General features: G+C 37.7%; 15 protein-coding genes and 3 pseudogenes. 17 read left to right on the plus strand and 1 reads right to left on the minus strand.

Annotated features, from left to right (window positions below; all coding sequences use genetic code 11):
- From L655_RS1000000127260 to L655_RS0114630, 12 genes and pseudogenes are all read left to right on the plus strand, one after another.
- Positions 1 to 113 (plus strand): annotated as a pseudogene (locus tag L655_RS1000000127260) (transposase); the annotation flags it as partial.
- A 7-nt stretch (positions 114 to 120) separates the two neighbouring features.
- Positions 121 to 1,461: pseudogene (locus tag L655_RS0114580) on the plus strand (DUF3369 domain-containing protein); the annotation flags it as partial.
- A 29-nt stretch (positions 1,462 to 1,490) separates the two neighbouring features.
- Positions 1,491 to 1,865 (plus strand): SirB2 family protein, encoded by a 375-nt coding sequence (locus L655_RS0114585; RefSeq protein ID WP_024605422.1) that lies wholly within the window; start codon positions 1,491 to 1,493, stop codon positions 1,863 to 1,865.
- Positions 1,866 to 2,014: 149 nt separating this feature from the next.
- A complete protein-coding gene (locus L655_RS0114590; RefSeq protein WP_002958558.1) occupies positions 2,015 to 2,842 on the plus strand; it encodes a tetratricopeptide repeat protein in 828 nt (275 codons plus the stop codon).
- Between the two features lie 14 nt (positions 2,843 to 2,856).
- Entirely contained in the window at positions 2,857 to 4,110 is a 1,254-nt protein-coding gene (locus L655_RS0114595) for a DUF819 family protein (protein ID WP_024605423.1), read from the plus strand.
- Positions 4,111 to 4,119: 9 nt separating this feature from the next.
- Entirely contained in the window at positions 4,120 to 4,974 is an 855-nt protein-coding gene (gene kdsA / locus L655_RS0114600; protein WP_002958560.1) for a 3-deoxy-8-phosphooctulonate synthase, read from the plus strand.
- A 121-nt stretch (positions 4,975 to 5,095) separates the two neighbouring features.
- Entirely contained in the window at positions 5,096 to 5,998 is a 903-nt protein-coding gene (locus tag L655_RS0114605) for a transcriptional regulator GcvA (protein WP_024595289.1), read from the plus strand.
- 2 nt (positions 5,999 to 6,000) lie between these two features.
- Positions 6,001 to 6,636, plus strand: a complete 636-nt coding sequence (locus tag L655_RS0114610) for an alpha/beta family hydrolase (RefSeq protein ID WP_024605424.1) — start codon at positions 6,001 to 6,003, stop codon at positions 6,634 to 6,636.
- Between the two features lie 19 nt (positions 6,637 to 6,655).
- The gene (locus L655_RS0114615; RefSeq protein ID WP_002958563.1) at positions 6,656 to 7,024 is read left to right on the plus strand and encodes a DUF423 domain-containing protein; all 369 of its coding nucleotides are present in this window, start codon (positions 6,656 to 6,658) and stop codon (positions 7,022 to 7,024) included.
- Between the two features lie 17 nt (positions 7,025 to 7,041).
- Positions 7,042 to 8,127 (plus strand): 23S rRNA (cytidine(2498)-2'-O)-methyltransferase RlmM, encoded by a 1,086-nt coding sequence (rlmM, locus tag L655_RS0114620; RefSeq protein WP_024605425.1) that lies wholly within the window; start codon positions 7,042 to 7,044, stop codon positions 8,125 to 8,127.
- Between the two features lie 39 nt (positions 8,128 to 8,166).
- Entirely contained in the window at positions 8,167 to 11,451 is a 3,285-nt protein-coding gene (locus L655_RS1000000126290) for an Ig-like domain-containing protein (protein ID WP_241764497.1), read from the plus strand.
- Position 11,452: 1 nt separating this feature from the next.
- Complete coding sequence (locus L655_RS0114630; protein WP_024605426.1) at positions 11,453 to 11,974, plus strand: hypothetical protein; 522 nt, start codon at positions 11,453 to 11,455, stop codon at positions 11,972 to 11,974.
- A 73-nt stretch (positions 11,975 to 12,047) separates the two neighbouring features.
- Here the strand turns inward: L655_RS0114630 and cysZ are convergent, their stop codons facing one another.
- Positions 12,048 to 12,776 (minus strand): sulfate transporter CysZ, encoded by a 729-nt coding sequence (gene cysZ / locus L655_RS0114635; protein WP_024605427.1) that lies wholly within the window; start codon positions 12,774 to 12,776, stop codon positions 12,048 to 12,050.
- A 292-nt stretch (positions 12,777 to 13,068) separates the two neighbouring features.
- On the opposite strand from cysZ, the pseudogene L655_RS01000000125695 reads away from it, so the two are divergent.
- From L655_RS01000000125695 to L655_RS0114665, 5 genes and pseudogenes are all read left to right on the plus strand, one after another.
- Positions 13,069 to 15,320, plus strand: a pseudogene (locus tag L655_RS01000000125695) (EAL domain-containing protein).
- A gap of 207 nt (positions 15,321 to 15,527) precedes the next feature.
- Positions 15,528 to 15,989 carry a GNAT family N-acetyltransferase gene (locus tag L655_RS0114650; protein ID WP_002958569.1) on the plus strand — a complete coding sequence of 154 codons (462 nt, stop codon included), beginning with the start codon at positions 15,528 to 15,530 and terminating at the stop codon, positions 15,987 to 15,989.
- A 232-nt stretch (positions 15,990 to 16,221) separates the two neighbouring features.
- Positions 16,222 to 17,091 (plus strand): MYG1 family protein, encoded by an 870-nt coding sequence (locus L655_RS0114655; RefSeq protein WP_024605428.1) that lies wholly within the window; start codon positions 16,222 to 16,224, stop codon positions 17,089 to 17,091.
- Positions 17,092 to 17,168: 77 nt separating this feature from the next.
- A complete protein-coding gene (locus L655_RS0114660; protein ID WP_024605429.1) occupies positions 17,169 to 17,507 on the plus strand; it encodes a YnfA family protein in 339 nt (112 codons plus the stop codon).
- Positions 17,508 to 17,516: 9 nt separating this feature from the next.
- Positions 17,517 to 17,747, plus strand: coding sequence for a hypothetical protein (locus L655_RS0114665; protein ID WP_024605430.1), 231 nt, complete (start codon positions 17,517 to 17,519; stop codon positions 17,745 to 17,747).
- The last annotated feature ends 29 nt before the right edge of the window (positions 17,748 to 17,776 follow it).

Raw genomic sequence — 17,776 nt, forward strand, 5'->3', positions numbered from 1 at the left:
CACTCTTCGCGCCATTAGTTGAACGGCTTAAAGCCGAGCTGTTAAGGCAACCCACGCTGTTTGCCGATGAAACGCCATTAAAGGTGGTGAAATCGGACAAAGTAAACAGTTACCATAAAAGAGCATCCAGATGCCGCTATTGTGCTACTTGACGTGGTAATGGAAACCGACGACGCTGGTTTGCAGGTTGCTAAGTTTATTCGTGAAGAAGCTAAAAATAATCATATACGGATTATTTTAAGAACAGGCCAACCTGGCCAGGCACCTGAACGTCAAGTCATTATTAATTATGATATTAACGATTACAAATCGAAAACGGAGCTAACGGCTCAAAAATTATTTACTGTTATTATGTCGAGCCTACGCTCGTATCGGGATATTATTTCGATTGAGCAGTCACGCGAAGGGCTTGAGAAAATAATTATAGCGTCTCGTGATATTTTTTCTGCGCATTCAATAGAGCACTTTATTGAAGGCGTTATGCAGCAATTAACATCTTTATTGGGTATTGCTGATCAAGCTATGTATGCCACCACTTTAGTTGCACAAAACCCAGAACATGAAAAAAATAAAAAACTAATAGTTTGCTCTGGCACTGGCGATTTTGAAAAAAGTGAAGGTAAAGAGCTTGATGAGGTATTACAAGCTGAGCAGTTAAGTGCGTGTCATCAGGCGCTTAATGATAAAAGTATCATTTATAAAGATAATTACTTATTTGCGTACTGCAGTAGTGAGTACAATCATAATTCAATGCTGTTCATATCAGGTGTCCCAAAGGATTTAACGGATACTCAGCGTCATTTAATCAAAATATTTTCTCAAAATGTGCAACTTGCCTTTGAAAATGTGCAGCTTCAGTCTGAAATAGAAGCGACACAACAAGAGCTTGTTTATAGGTTAAGTGAAGCAGTAGAGCAGCGCTCAACCGAGACAGGTAATCATGTTAAACGTGTAGCACATATTTGTCATATTTTAGCTGAGGGCTATGGTTTATCTAAACATGATGCAGATTTAGTAAGGTTGGCGTCTCCTCTTCATGATGTAGGTAAAGTGGGTATTCCTGATGCGATTTTAAACAAACCAGCAAAGTTAGAACCTCAAGAATGGGAAGTGATGAAAACCCATACTGATAAAGGCTATACTATTTTAAAAGACTCTCCCCATGAAATTGTGAGTACAGGTGCAATTATTGCAAAAGAGCATCATGAAAAATGGGATGGGTCTGGTTACCCACAAGGTCTAAGCGGAAACGCAATTAATGTATTTGGTCGCATAGTCGCACTTGCTGATGTATACGATGCACTTCGCCATAAACGGTGTTATAAAGAGCCTTGGACATTACAAAATGTGGTTGATGAAATTAATGCTGAAAAAGGCACACATTTTGAACCAAAAATGGTTGAAGTATTTAACGAAAAGCTTGATGAGTTAGAGGCGGTTCTTAGCCGTTTTCCTGATTAAATTTTTATAAAACAGAAGTACAGGGGCATATGGATTATTTAGCAGTAAAGCACTCGCACATGGCAATTGCGATGTTAAGTGTAATATTATTTTATGTTCGCGCTTTTTCGCGAATGGGCAGTGGTAAATTAGCAAAAAATAAAGCGGTAATGATTGGTAGTCACAGCATAGATACGTTGTTGTTAGTGTCTGCACTTACGCTTATATTTATGGCTAAAATTAATCCGTTTGAACAATATTGGCTATTAGAAAAAATAGTTTTAGTGGTTATATACATTGGTATTGGGGCTAAAAGCGCCCGACAAACTAAAATGGCGGCTAAAGTTGCTTACGTTTTAGTTAACACTGCTGTTATTTTAGCGATAGGTTATTTAGCGACGTCTAAATCAGCTTTTTTGCTTTAAGTAATATCTGACTATTTGAGCTTTATAGTTGTTTTGTAAAGCTCAAATACAACTCCCTCTCAGAAAATATTCAAATACACCTCTATATTGGTATATAGCTTTAAAGTTAGGTAAACTACGCCTTCGTTTTCTAAAATGTTGCAGTATTAATGACTACCCTCGGGTTTGACGAACACGATGAATCTTATCTTGATGATGCTTACGATGAATTTACACCTCCAGCGATTTACCGCTGTATTAAAGCAGAGTCAAAGTGGGACCCTCAGATAGATTTAACACCATGTTATGAAACTTTAACTGACTTTGAACAGCAAATTTCAGCGCTGTGTTTAAAAGTGAGTGATGAGCACGATCGCCTCGAAAAATTATTAGATATGTTTTACAGTGATTGGCTATTTAGTGCATCAGGTTTAAAAGTGCCTGAATATAAATTAAATACATTAAGCTATACGCTTTCTATGCGCAGTGGTTCACCTACAACACTGGCAATTATACTTTGTCATTTTTTACAACAAGCTAACTGTGACGCGAACCTTAGTCTTACCCAAGGTGATGTTGGTGTACATGTGGCGATTAGTGATGAAGAAGGCTACATAATAGAGCCAAGCAGTGGACAACAAAGTTGGTATATTATCCCTGAAAACGCAGATGAAGATGATGGTCAAGAGCAAGAGCCACTAGAACTGATTTTTGATGACGAAGTATATAAGTTATTTTTAGCTCAGCAAAAATGGTCTTTCATTAGCGAAAATAAATTTGGTCATGCTTTAACCTGTGTAGAGATGCTAATGGAGTTAATAGGCGACGACCCGTATGAGAGACGCGACAGAGGTTACTTATTAAATCAGCTCGGTTGCCCTAAAATGGCACGTGATGATTTACAGTTTTTTGTAGATGAGTGTCCGGACGATCCTGCAATAGAGATTATTCAACACCAAATAGAAGAACTAGAAGATAATAATAAAACGCACCATTAAGAATAGGAATAATTATGGTTGAAACTCAAAGCGCATTAATTACAAATGATGCCGTTGTGCTTGGTTTGCTTGCTATTATTTTGGGGTTTATTTTTAAAACCTCAAACAGTGAGCGTCCAGCTTTAAAACGATTTTATAAATACGTACCTGCTTTATTACTGTGTTACTTTTTACCTTCGTTATTAAATACCTTTGGTATTGTAGATGGTAATAAATCTAATGTTTATTATGTGGCTTCGCGCTACTTACTACCTGCCTGTTTAATACTACTTACCATTAGTATTGATTTAAAAGCGATTATTAACTTAGGTCCTAAAGCACTTATTATGTTTTTAGTGGGTACTTTAGGCATTGTTATTGGTGGGCCATTAGCTATTTTAGTCGTCAGTGCTGTTGACCCAAGTATTGTTGGTGGGCATGGCCCAGATGCCGTATGGCGCGGTATGACAACTGTTGCAGGTAGCTGGATTGGCGGCGGTGCTAACCAAGCATCAATGAAAGAAATGTTTGAAGTTGGTGGTGATATATTCTCAGTAATGATTACAGTTGATGTAATTGTCGCTAATATTTGGATGGCTGTTTTATTGTTAATGGCAGCAAATCATAAAAAGATTGATGCAGCGACGGGTGCTGATACAAGCGCAATTGAAGACTTGAAAAAGCGTGTGGAAGAATATCACGCAGAACATGCACGCATTCCAACTCTTAATGATTACATGACGCTGATTGCAATTGCATTTGGTATAACTGGCTTAGCACACTTTTGCGCTGACTTTTTGGGGCCGTACTTTGGCACTACTTATGAATGGGCAAAAGAATACAGCTTAAACAGTAAATTCTTTTGGCTAATTGTTATATCAACAACGATTGGCATAGGCTTATCGTTTACTAAAGTGAGGCAAATAGAAGCGTTTGGCGCTTCAAAAGTAGCTTCTAGCTTTTTATATATTTTGGTTGCATCGATTGGCTTACACATGAATGTAACCGCTATTTTCAATAACCCTGGGCTATTTTTAGTGGGTGCAATTTGGATGTTAGTGCATGCAAGCATTATGTTAATTGTGGCTAAACTGATTAAAGCACCGTTATTTTATATGGCAGTGGGTTCTCAGGCTAATGTGGGCGGCGCAGCGTCAGCACCTGTTGTAGCATCAGCGTTTCATCCGTCATTAGCGCCTGTTGGTGTCTTGTTAGCTGTACTAGGCTACGGTGTGGGTACTTATATGGCTTATATTTGTGGATTAATGATGCAAGCAGTTGCACCTTAAGGAATTTAAATGAAAGACCAAATTATTAAAATTAATGAAATTGAACTTGCAAACAACAAACCGTTTGTATTGTTTGGTGGTATTAACGTATTAGAATCTCGCGATTTAGCAATGCGTGTTGCAGAGCATTACGTAGAAGTTACGACGAAACTAAATATTCCTTATGTATTTAAGGCCTCATTTGATAAAGCTAATCGCTCTTCAATCAATTCGTACCGCGGTCCAGGTATGGAAGAAGGTTTAAAAATATTCGAAGAAATTAAAAACACGTTTAAAATTCCACTAATTACTGACGTACATGAACCGCATCAAGCTGCACCTGTTGCAGAAGTTGTTGATGTAATTCAGTTACCTGCTTTTTTAGCGCGTCAAACAGATTTAGTTGTGGCGATGGCTAAAACAGGTGCAATTATTAATGTGAAAAAACCACAGTTTTTAGCGCCACATGAAATGCGTCATATCATTACTAAATTTAATGAAGCTGGTAATAACAACGTAGCTCTTTGTGAGCGTGGTTCTAGCTTTGGTTACAACAACCTTGTGGTTGATATGCTGGGTATGGATGACATGAAGGCAATGGCACCTGTTATTTTTGATGCAACACATGCGCTACAACGCCCTGGTGGACGAGCTGACTCTGCTGATGGTCGTCGTGCACAAGCTGCAGAGCTTGCGCGCAGTGGTATGGCGTTGGGTATTGCTGGTTTATTTATTGAAGCGCATCCAAATCCTAACGAAGCTAAATGTGATGGCCCATGTGCGCTAGCGCTTAGCAAGTTAGAAGGGTACTTAACGCAAATGAAAGCGGTTGATGATTTAATTAAAAGTTTTGCCCCACTTGATACAAGTGCAAGCGATTTATAATTAAGCATGATGTTTATTAAAAAGCGACTCAGGTCGCTTTTTTTATGCCTTTAATATACACAAACTTATATGATGTATATAATCTCACGCATAAGAAAAACTAATTCTAAGCTTGGTTATTATGTCAAGACGGGTACCTCCATTAAACGCATTAAAAGCCTTTGAAGCGGCTGCACGCCATTTAAGTTTTACAAAAGCTGCTGAAGAGCTTTATGTAACGCAGGCGGCAGTAAGTCATCAAATAAAAACACTTGAAGAGCATTTAGGGCTGAAGTTGTTTTTACGTAAAAACCGCTCTTTATTATTAACTGAAGAAGGCCAAGGCTATTTTTTAGATATTAAAGAGATTTTTACTCAGCTTATTGATGCAACTGAAAAGCTATTAGCTCGTGGCGCTAAGGGCTCACTAACGGTAAGCCTAACCCCTAGTTTTGCTATTCAGTGGTTAGTGCCTCGTTTGAGTTTGTTTAATGAGTTACATCCAGAGATAGATGTGCGAATAAAAGCACAAGACCAAGATGAAAACTCACTCACTGATGACGTAGATATTGCTATTTATTATGGAAGGGGTCATTGGAATGGCGTACAAGCGTACAAGCTTCATACCGAATATTTAGTACCACTTTGTAGTCCTATGTTATTAAGCGGGGTAAAGCCGCTTGATCAACCTAGTGATTTAGCGCATCACACACTATTACACGACACTACACGTAAAAACTGGAAAACGTGGATGAAAACCGCAGGCGTGCGTAACATCCAGGTAAATCAAGGGCCTATATTTAGCCACTCCTCTATGGTGTTACAAGCAGCGGTACATGGACAAGGTGTGGCAATTGGCAATAGTGTATTAGCTAAACCCGACATAGACGCAGGGCGTTTGGTAATTCCGTTTAATCATAGCCTAGAGAGTAAAAATGCGTATTACTTAGTGCTTCGTGAGTCGCAAACAGAGCTTGGTAAAATAGTTTCGTTTAAAGAGTGGATGCTGAGCCTAGTAGAGCATGAGCAAGAACATGAGTATTAATAATGATTGAATGGTTTAAAAGCACGGAGCAACCTGCAATAGCACAGTTTATATTTGCACATGGCGCAGGTGCTGGTAGCGATTCTGACTTTATGCAGCACATGGCAAAATTAATAAGCGAGCAGGGTGTTGATGTTGGTTTATTTGATTTTGAATATATGCAAATCGCTAAACAAACTAATAAACGCAGGCCTCCTGAGCGAGCACCAAAGTTACTTATTTATTATGAACGAGTGCTAACGAATGCGCAGCCAGATTTACCGTTGTTTATAGGGGGTAAATCGATGGGCGGTCGCATGGCATCAATGCTTGCATGTAGTACAGAGCAAAGCCTTTCAGGTGTTATAGCATTTGGTTATCCATTTCATCCGCCTGGTAAGCCAGAAAAATTACGCACCGATCATTTTGCTGATATTGTTTGCCCTTTTTTGGTATTACAGGGCGAGCGAGATACATTTGGTACACGTGAAGAACTTCTTACTATGAAAATGCCAAAGCAGCCTTTGTTTACTTGGCTGAGTGATGGCGATCACTCATTAAAACCACGTAAAAAAAGTGGCGTAACTGAACTGCAAAATAGAGAAACAGCAGCGTTAAGTGCCGTTGAATTTATTAAGCAACAAATTGAGATACGTTAAGACTCGAGCAGGGGGTTAGATGATTAAATTATTTTTAATGACCGGTAGTATTTTTTGTATGCTTTCGGTGATGTTAGGTGCATTTGCTGCCCATGGTTTAAAAAGCCGCTTATCGGAGTATTCATTAGGCGTTTTTAAAACGGCTGCTGAGTATCAAATGGTACATGGACTTGCACTTATTGCGGTGGCTATTTTAATTAAATGGGGCATAAACCTGAGTTGGGCTGGTGGCTTTTTTATAACGGGCACACTACTTTTTAGTGGTAGTTTATATTTACTCGCTCTAACAGGAATGAAGTGGCTTGGGCCTATAACACCGCTTGGTGGGTTGTGCTTTATTATTGGTTGGATTGTTATTTTAGTGCAAGTTGCACGATTTAAGTTTTAAAGAGTTTAAGGGTTAATATGTCTAGTGTTGTGATTTTTTGTCGTAGTGGTTTTGAAAACGATGCCGCTGCTGAAATAACGTTTCATGCTGCAGAGCAAGGTTTTGCAGGGTATGTAAAAGCAAAACCAAATACAGGTTATGTTGTTTACGAATGTTTTGAAGCGCATCACAGCGATGAAATAATCAAAAAAGTTGATTTTAAAAACATGGTGTTTGCACGTCAATGGTTTGCCGGCACATTACTTGAAAACATGCCAGTAGAGGACCGTGTGAGCGCAGTAGTTGAAGCTGCTAAAGATTTTACATTATGCTCAGAACTGCGCGTTGAAACGCCAGACACAAACGAAGGCAAAGAGCTTTTAACGTTCTGTAAAAAAATCTCAACACCGCTTAAAAAAGCCCTCGAAAAACAAAATACTGTACTGCGTGAGCCAAAAGCAAACCGCCCAGTAATGCATGTTATGTTTTTAACAAACAATACGGCTTATGTGGGTTACTCTTATAGCTTTAATAACTCTCCATTTTTTATGGGTATTTTACGCCTTCGTATGCCAAGCGATGCGCCGAGTCGCTCAACGTTAAAATTAGATGAAGCGTTTAATGTATTTATTCCTGAGCAACAACGTGAATCACGCGTGGCTGCAGGTATGCGCAGTGTTGATTTAGGCGCATGCCCAGGTGGTTGGACTTATCAGCTTGTACGCCGTGGTATGTTTGTAAGTGCGATTGATAACGGCCCAATGAATGACGATTTAATGCAAACAGGGCAAGTTAAACACTTTAGAGCAGATGGTTTTAAATATCGCCCAGAAAAAAGAAATATTACTTGGTTAGTGTGCGATATGGTGGAAAAACCGACCAAAGTGACTACGCTAATGATTGACTGGGCAGTAAATGCATACGCAAAAGAGTTTATATTTAACTTAAAGCTGCCTATGAAAAAACGCTTTGATAGTGTTTATGAATGTCTTTCGATGATCAGAAAAGAGCTTGAGAAACAAGGTATCAATTACGAGTTGCAAGCTAAACATCTATATCATGATCGTGAGGAAATAACCGTTCATTTAAACGTTACTAAGGTGCCACAAAATTTGTATAGTTAATATGTAGAGGCTAAAAGTGGTAAAAAACAATATTAATAAATGGCTAAGTTTACTTTTTTATCACTTTTAATCACAGGCTGTGGCGGGGGAGGCGAAAGTAGTGATACAACTACGGCCCCTGGTAACGCTGCGCCCAGTGTTACGCTTTCGGTTAGCAGTAACGTTATTACTTCTAATCAATCATTTACTATTACAGCGCTTGCAAGTGATAGCGACGGACAAATTGCCAGCTATCAATGGCAACAACTTAGCGGGCCTGAGTTTACGTTTACCTCTAACGGTAACACGCTTACAGCCACTGCACCTAGTGTAACAACCGATACGACCTTTAGCTTTTCGGTTACAGTTACTGACAACTCAGGTGCTACTGCACAACAAGTTTTTTCAGGCACTATCACCTCTCAAAATAATGCTCCTACAGTTAATATAACAGGCCCAAGTAGTGCACTTGCCAGCACACAAGTTAGTTTAGTTGCTAACGCTCAAGATACAGATGGCATTATAAGTAATATTAATTGGATTCAGTCTGCTGGGGACAATGTTGAGTTTTCACAAACTGATGGAGTCCTTAGTTTTACCGCCCCTAATGTATCTGAAAATACAACACTAGGTTTTAGCGTAACCGTAACTGACAATGCAGGTAAAAGCGCTCAAGCGAGTAAAACGGTTTTAATTAATCAAGTAAATAGCGCGCCAACAGTCATTGTTACAGGCCCTGAAGAAGCTGAAAAAGGTGACAGTGTAACCTTAGTTGCAGAAGCACAAGACAGCGATGGTAGTATTAATAGCATAACTTGGCAGCAAATAAGTGGTCCTGTAGTTGAACTTACTCAAACACAAACAAGCATTAGTTTTAATGCGCCCACTGTTGCACAAAATACCAATGTTACATTTGTGGTTACTGTAACCGATGATGATAACGCTACAAATAGCGCTCAAAAAACAGTTGTAGTATTAGCACCAAACAATCCACCAACTGCAGATGATGTAAGTATTAGCGTGCAATATAATCAAGCCACAGAATTTAGTTTAGTAGTTAGCGATGCTGATAACGATACGGTTCAGATTGATTTTGGTGATGATTTAAATGGTGCACAAATTAGTGTTATTGATGCACAAGCCTTACTTTTTAGCTACACGCCTTCTGCAAACAGTATCACTTCACAAAGCTATACGTTAACTGCGTCTGATTCAAAAGACACAACCGAATTTACCCTGAATATTACTGTGGTTGATTCAACGCCCGCTACAATTAGTAATGTAACACCCCAAAGTAATAATGACCCAGTTCTTGTAGATAGCCCTGTTAGTATTACATTTTCAGATATTATGCTAACGAGCACTTTAGCAGTTAATTCTAGTAGTGGTGTTTGTACAGGAAGCGTACAAGTGTCGGCAGATAATTTTACTACTTGCTTGGCCTTAAATATTGAAAGTTTGTCGGGTACTACTAGTGACACAAGTACTTATTTTCATACTGTAAATGTAAGCGCAAGCTTTAATGAAGATACCCAATATATTGTCCGTGTTACAGCTGATTTAACTAATTTTGATGATACGGCCATTGAAACGCAAACCGCTACTTCTTTTACTACCTCTAGCCAAGATATAAAAATAACTGAAGTTTCTTCTGTGCAATTTAGTAACGACTTACCTTGGATTGAAATTTATAACGGCACAGGGGCTGCTGTAAACTTACAGAGTTATTCGCTTAAAACCCGCAGTATTAATATGATTAATAGCTCGACTAGTGCAGAGACAACTTTTTCACTGCCCAATAAAGAGCTTGAAAATGGTGAGTACCTTATTTTACAAAGCAAGTTTGGAGATGATTTTTTAGTCAGTGCATCAGTTAACAACCCTAAAATAGCGCTTGTAGGTAATGCTAGTGATGAAATTAGACCTTATTGGTACATAAACGGTTTTGTAGAATTACTTAATAGTGCAGGTACACAAACAATCGACTTTGTAAAATTTGGTAACTCAGTACAAGAACCAGTAACGCCATCACAATGGCAAGGTGGTAACGCAGAGCAAATCATCTCCGAGCAAGGAGGCAGCTTAAAGCGCGAGCTTAATGCGACAGACACTAATCAAAGTACTGATTGGAGTTATTCTGTGTTTAACACACCCGCTGGGCCAAACAATATAAATTGCACAATAGATGATGATGAGGATGGTATTCCTGATTGCGCTGAGCAACAGGGTACAACATTCGCGGGTTTACCACTTTATGAGTGGGGGGCGCGTACCTCACAAAAAGATATATTTATTGAAGTTGATTATATGGACAGCAGTGATGTAGGTATTACTCCACATCGAACAGCACTTGAAAAAGTAGCCACTGTTTTTGCAGAAAAAGGCTATACAGTCCACTTTGACGTAGGTGATTTGTTTGATCAAAATACAAATACAGCACCGCAAAACTTTGATTTAGGTGGCGGAAATCTTGTCCCTTTTAATAGCTATACCCCGTTTGAATACGATTTAAGTAGCCCTAATTTATTTGCTTATAAAATGGAATATAGCGATATAACTCGCAGGCCCATTTTCCATTATTTATTAATGGCAAGTAGTGGTAACGAAGACGGTAGTATTAGTGGTTCGGGTATTGCTGAGATAAGCGGTAATGATTTAATGGTAACTATGGGGGGCTGGGGTTTAACGCTTGATACGCAAGTAGCAACCAATGTAACTTATAATTATCAAGCATCAACAATATTTCATGAGTTAGGTCATAACTTAGGTTTATACCATGGCGGTGATGAAGAAGTTAATTTTAAGCCTAATCATTTAAGCTCTATGAACTATTTATATCAATTAGCGGGTTTATCAACAATAGGTAATAACGAAGGCGATCGCTACTATGAGCGTTTTTACCCAGGCAATGCTAGTTGCGATATTGCACCAAATACTAATAGTCATTTAGGCTCTACGGATGATTTTATTATTGATTATTCAAATGGTAGTTCAGCAGATTTAAATGAAAGCACCATACTTGAAATACAGGGGTTAAATAGAAATAGCTCACTACCAGTTGATTTTAATTGTAATGCAATTAACACCGAAAGCTTAACCAGCTTTGATACTAACCAAGATAATACAATATCAATACTGAGTGATGTAGATGAGTGGAGCATGCTTAATTTACAGTTTTATATGCAAAGTGCAGGTAATCGATTTGGCGTGCCAAATACAAATAACAGTAAGGTGCATAATTTACAAAGCTCGCCTACTAATATTGAAACGCTGCCCAGTTATATAAAAGAAGCACAGCCAAGTAGTGCAATTATTGCTGAGTTAAAAGCAATTAAAGAGCAATAGTATGAAGCCGATGCTCAGCACTAAGTTTATTATCTTGAGTAGTTTTTTTAGCTTACTAATAGCGTGTAGCGATACTAACAATGCACGTGAGTGGTTACTAAAAAATGATAATTTGTATTATAAAAATACAGCTGTTGACTGGCGAATTGAATCAGTAAAGGACTGTAATACATGCGTTATAAGCCAAGATGTTGTTTATCAGCCTGAAGGTATTAGCCGTTATAATACGTTAATGCAGAGTCAGAATTGGGTCGCGGTACATGAACTAAGTAAAATCAATGTCATTCGTTTAAAGATGCCAGACCAAACACCTTATTTATACGTAGAGCGTGTAAAAGGTCAAATACTAAAGCTGTTTGATCAGCAGCAAAACTACAGTATAAAAATTGGTGAAGTTACAGCCGTTAATATTAATAATCAGCGCTTTAGTATTTTGATTAAAAAATTTGAAGAAGTAGATAAACAAAGCGATGCATTACCAAGGCGTGCATCGCTTGAGTTTATTGCTTTAAAAATAGATTAAAAAAAGCACCTTAGGTGCTTTTTAATCTAGAATACGGTGTCCTTCGAATATTGAAAAGTCAGCAACCTTTTAATTAACTGCGATATTTTGGACGATAGTTATCTACCCATAAACGTGTTGCACCGCACACTGCGACTGGCATAACTATTAAGTTTATAAAAGGGATAGCAGTTAACAACATAACAGCAAAACCAAATCCGTATGACAAACCTTGCTTAGATTTTAAATCGTCTTTCATTTGCTTAAAGTCAATTTTATGATTATCAAACGCATAGTCTTCGTATTGAACTGCGTACATCCAACAAGTAAATAACACCCATAGTATTTGACCAATGACCGGTAAAACCCATAACAATATAAAAAAGCCAATTGCGCGAGGAAGGTAGTAGCATAGTTTTGTCCACTCACGGGCAAGCATGCGAGGTATATCTTTAACTAGTTCGGCAAAGCCGTCATCGTTAATTTTTTGACCTGTTAGGTAAAGCTCAATTTTTTCACTCAAGAGCGCATTGAAAGGGGCTGCAATAAAATTAGTGATAACTGTAAAGAGCATACTATAGCTAAACAAAACAACTAATACGGCAATAGGCCACATTAGCCACTCTAACCAGCTTAACCACTCGGGGAGCATGTTGTTTATGTAGCTAAAACTATCACTTAACCAGCCAACTAAAAAAAACAGCGAGCTACCAAACAGCAAAATATTAATTAATAGCGGAATAAGGACAAAACGCTTTAGCCCTTTTTGGCTAATTAATTTAAACCCCGAAAAAAAGTATTCCATACCTTGTGTGATCTGCACTGTAACCTCAAAAAATATTTACCATTACTTATAGTATAAATAGCTTAAAAATTTTGAATAGTACTTTTAAGTAACAAAGTGTTAGCTTTAATATTGTGGTTTTGTTTATATAGTAACAATAGGTGTTCAGTAATATGCAACTATGATTATTTTAGACAGGCCCGATTATTTTTTGCCAATAAAATAAAAAACTTACTAATCATGACTATACTGAACTTTACTGCGTAAGAAAAAAGCGCTTGATTAAAGCTTTTGTTGTTTCAATGTGTATAAATAATACGGGTAAAGGAAAATGGGTACGGATAGGTTAAAAAAGTTATTATCTCACCAGCAAGGCATTTTATCTAAAATTGCATTAGGGGTACCTTTAAGTGAGGTGCTTACTGAAATTTGTTCATCAATCGAGCAGATTATTGATGATGAATCCGCTAGGTGTTCAATCTTATCAGTTAAAGGCCAGCAGCTTTTTCATTGCGCAGCTCCTAATATTCACCCAGAGTACTGTAGTTTGCTTAATGGAGTCTATATAGGGCCAAAAGTGGGCTCATGTGGTACTACTGCATTTTCGAAATCGCGCACTATTGTTGAAAATATCGAAACTTCACCGCTGTGGGAGGACTTTAAAGACTTAGCACTAAAGTTTGGTCTTAAGTCATGTTGGTCAACGCCTATTTTTTCAACTCAAGCCGATTTATTAGGCACCTTTGCTATCTATCACAGCACTCCTAAATCACCATCAAGGCAAGATTTAGAGTTAATCGATTTTTTTGTGCACTTTTCTAGTATCGCTCTTGAAAAAAGTAACGAATTTAACAAAGCAAAACAGCTTCTCGCGAATTTACAGCAAAGTAATGAAAAGTTTAAAGCCTTCACTAAGGTAATGCCCGATCTCATTCTTATTTTAAGTGAAGAGGGAATTTATACCGATGTGTATGGTACTTCTAATGAGTTACTGCTTGATTCAAGCAAGGACCTTATTGGTCAAAGTGTTAAGGATCTGCTCTCCCAAGACGATGCACAAATGATAATGGACGTTATTAAAAAAACACTCTCGACTAACGAGACGCAAATTTTTGAATATGAATTAGCTGTACCAAAGGGCAATATAGTTTTTGAAGGCAGGGCTGCTGCATTAGATCATTACCACCCCAATAGTCCTACAAAAAGGCACGTAGTATGGATGGCCAGAGATATTTCAATAAAGAAAAAGGCCGAACAAGAAGTACATAAGCTTGCCTTTTATGACCCATTAACGAATCTTCCAAATAGAAGAATGCTTAGCGACAAATTAAGCATGTGTGTGGAGAGTGTTAAGCGTGATAAAAATATAGGGGCGTTATTATTTTTAGACCTAGATAATTTTAAGCGTATTAATGATTCACTTGGGCACAGTGCGGGTGATGAAGTACTTGTGGAATTATCAAAAAGGTTAAGCGCAATAATAAAAGGATCTGATACGTTGGCCAGAGCGGGTGGCGATGGGTTTATTATTTTACTAAAACACGTTGGAGAAAATACACAGCAGGCGAGCATAGAGTGCAAAATAGTAGCCAAAGAGATCCAAAGAGCTTTTCATGATAAATTTGAAGTGGGCAACCTTGCATTTCAAGTAAGCTGCAGCATAGGTATTTGTCTAATTGATAGCGTAAATGCGCAGGCAGGCAATATATTAAAATTTGCAGACACGGCTATGTATCGTTCTAAAAATAAAGGGGGAATAGCAGTAGCTTTTACGATCCAGCCTTACAAACACTGCTTGAAAAACAAACTGAACTAGAAACCGATATAGTGAGGGCAATTGCGTCTAATGAGTTTTGTGCTTACTTTCAGCCACAAGTAAATACGCAAAGTAACGTTGTTGGTGCTGAAGCACTCATTAGGTGGAACCATCCTCAAAGAGGGCTGATAGCGGCAAACGAATTTATACCTATAGCTGAGCAATACGGTTTTATTCAAAAACTACAAAATATTGTTTTGCATGATATATGTATTTTAATTAATGAACTTAAAGCAAACGCTATAATTGACAACTCGTTTAGTGTTTCAATTAATATTAGTCAAAGTCAGTTCAATTCATCAAATTTAAAAGGTGAGTTGTTCAACATTATTAATAAATTTGATATTCGAGCATCACAAATTAAGTTAGAAATAACTGAGTCAATGCTCTCAAGCGATATAGATTATACAATTAGACAAATGAAAGAACTCATTGCCGCAGGCTTTTTGTTTTCGATTGATGATTTTGGAACTGGGTATTCTTGCTTAGCTTATTTAAGTGCGTTTCCTGTTAAAGAACTAAAAATAGATAAGAGCTTTATTGATAAAATTTTAGATAGCACGGTTGGCTTTAATATTGCGCAAACAATTATCAGTTTAGGAAAAAGCTTAAACTTAGAGGTAGTTGCAGAGGGCGTAGAAACAACAGAACAATATGACTTACTTAAAAAAATGAATATTGACGCCATGCAAGGCTACTTAATTGCAAGGCCGATGGATAAAGAAGGCTATGCAAAATGGCATAGCGCTAATACTAATGCGCAATAATACTTGAACACTACTATTTATTAATTAGTAATAATTTAGCAAAATTTATACACTTGCTAGGCCACTTTTGCTCTTTTAGCTGGTGAAATGTCATAACCCATATGCTAAATAAGGAGTAAAGATTTTTTAATTAAACAATGCTAAGCTATGACCGCTTAAATATATTATTTAAAGCTTAATAAACTTATAACAATGAATGGAAGCTTTATGCAGTTAGTCGATTTGAACCCGAATGATCCCGACGTGGTAAATGTATTTGATGATATAGACCGACTTATAAATTCTTTATATCCTGTGGCTACCGCACAGTCTCTGGAGTTAAACGAATTAACCTTACCTAATGTGTACGCTATTGGTTTAAAAACTGAAGAAGGTATTATTGCCTGCGGTGCGATTGTAGAGAAATTTGATACCCAGCCTTACGGCGAAATAAGACGTTTATATGTAAAACCAAGTCATCGTGGTAAAGGGCTATCAAGACGTATTATGCAGATTTTATTGCATCAAGCTGGCGAAAAACAAATCCCGTTAATACGCTTAGAAACAGGCCCAAAACAAATAAAATCAATCAATTTATATGAAAATTTAGGCTTTAAACGCTGTAGCAGTTTTGGCTCATATGTAGATAATCCACAAAGTGTTTTTATGGAATTAGGGCTTAGTAAATAAGTTCATTAACGCTGCGACATGTTAAAGCTTAATGTGTCGTAAATATCTTCCTTCATTATTATCTTGTAATAAAAGTCATACTCAAACTAGTAACTATAAAAGCAGCTTTTATAGTGATGCAAAAATACTTCACTGTTTTTAACACCTGTCTTCGTATAAAATCTGCCTCGATAATTAGTGACTAACTTACAAAGCGAGAATTTTTATCTTTTCTAAAAGTAGCAATAAACAAATGAGCGAAATAACAGTAGTAACCCACAATGGTAATTTTCATGCAGATGACGTTTTTAGTATTGCTGTACTTAAACATGTTTTGCCAACGTTTAAACTGGTACGTACTCGCGATAAAGCGCTTATAGAGGGTGCCGACTTTGTAATTGATGTAGGTGGCGAATACGACCCCGAAACTAATCGCTTCGATCATCATCAACGTGGTGGTGCAGGCGAACGAGAAAATGGCATTCCTTTTTCATCATTTGGCTTAGTGTGGAAAAAATATGGCTTAGCGCTGTGTGATGATAACCAAGCCGTTGCTGATAGAGTTGATTCGGGCTTAGTTTCAACAATTGACGCCATTGATTGTGGTCATGTTGAAGGTGTATCAAAAGGGATAAGCTTGAGCCAAACAATTTCAATGTTTAACCCTACATGGGAAGAAGAAAGTAACTTTGATACCTGCTTTGATGAAGCCGTTGAATTTGCAGCTCGCATGCTCGTTCGTTTTATTGCCTCAGCTCACGGTAGTGTTAATGCAAAAGAGATTGTCGCCAAAGCAATTGAAAATGCAGAAGACGCCAGAGTAATCGTGCTTGAAAAGTACACACCGTGGAAAAAAACAGTGCATATTTTATCAAGCGATGCGCTATACATGGTTTACCCATCGCATTCTGGGCAATGGATATTACAAACAGTACCCGTTGAACCTGGCTCGTTTGAAGATAGAAAACCGCTTCCTAAAGCATGGTCTGGTTTATCTGATCAAGCGTTTGTAGATGAAACAGGTATTGATGATGCCGTGTTTTGCCATAATGGTTTATTTATAGCGGGTACCAAGTCGTTTGAAAGCACAATGAAACTTGCCACTATGGCGCTTAGCGAATAAAAACGCAGATTCATAACGAATACTAAGCATAACAATTTGTATTGATTGTTATGCTTGTTATTTTTGCGCGGAGCATTATGTTTGAATTAAAAACAATCGCACTTTTTACTATTACAGCCTTAGCAGAAATAGTGGGTTGCTATTTGCCCTACCTTTGGCTTAAGCAAGATAAGAGCATTTTACTTTTAATTCCTGCAGCGTTAAGTTTGGCACTATTTGCATGGTTGCTATCTTTACACCCTACTGCAGCAGGGCGTGTGTATGCTGCTTATGGCGGCGTATATATTTGTGTTGCGCTATTATGGTTATGGTTATGGGTTGTAGATGGCGTAAAGCTTACTATGTGGGATATTATTGGTGGTTTAGTAGCACTGCTAGGTATGGCAATAATTATGTTCGCCCCAAAGTCTATTTAATTCAAATGCATGCCAAAGCTTACTCATAATGAAATTACCCTTGAACTACCCGAAAGCCGATTTTTTGAAGATATGTTTGGAGTAGATTATCCAGGTTATCTCCCTTATTGGCTTGCTTATATGAGCCCAAAAGAGAGGCAAGCGTACCTCCTAGCTACAAAATCTGAGTATATGGATATAGTTGATGAAATGTATAGCGAAAGTTTTAATTGGCAGGAATGGCTACCTTACCCTTATTAAAACATCGCAAATTGTAATACCAAACCAGC

Origin of the sequence: Pseudoalteromonas sp. TAE79, from assembly GCF_000498015.1 — a bacterium.
Taxonomy (GTDB): Bacteria; Pseudomonadota; Gammaproteobacteria; order Enterobacterales; family Alteromonadaceae; genus Pseudoalteromonas.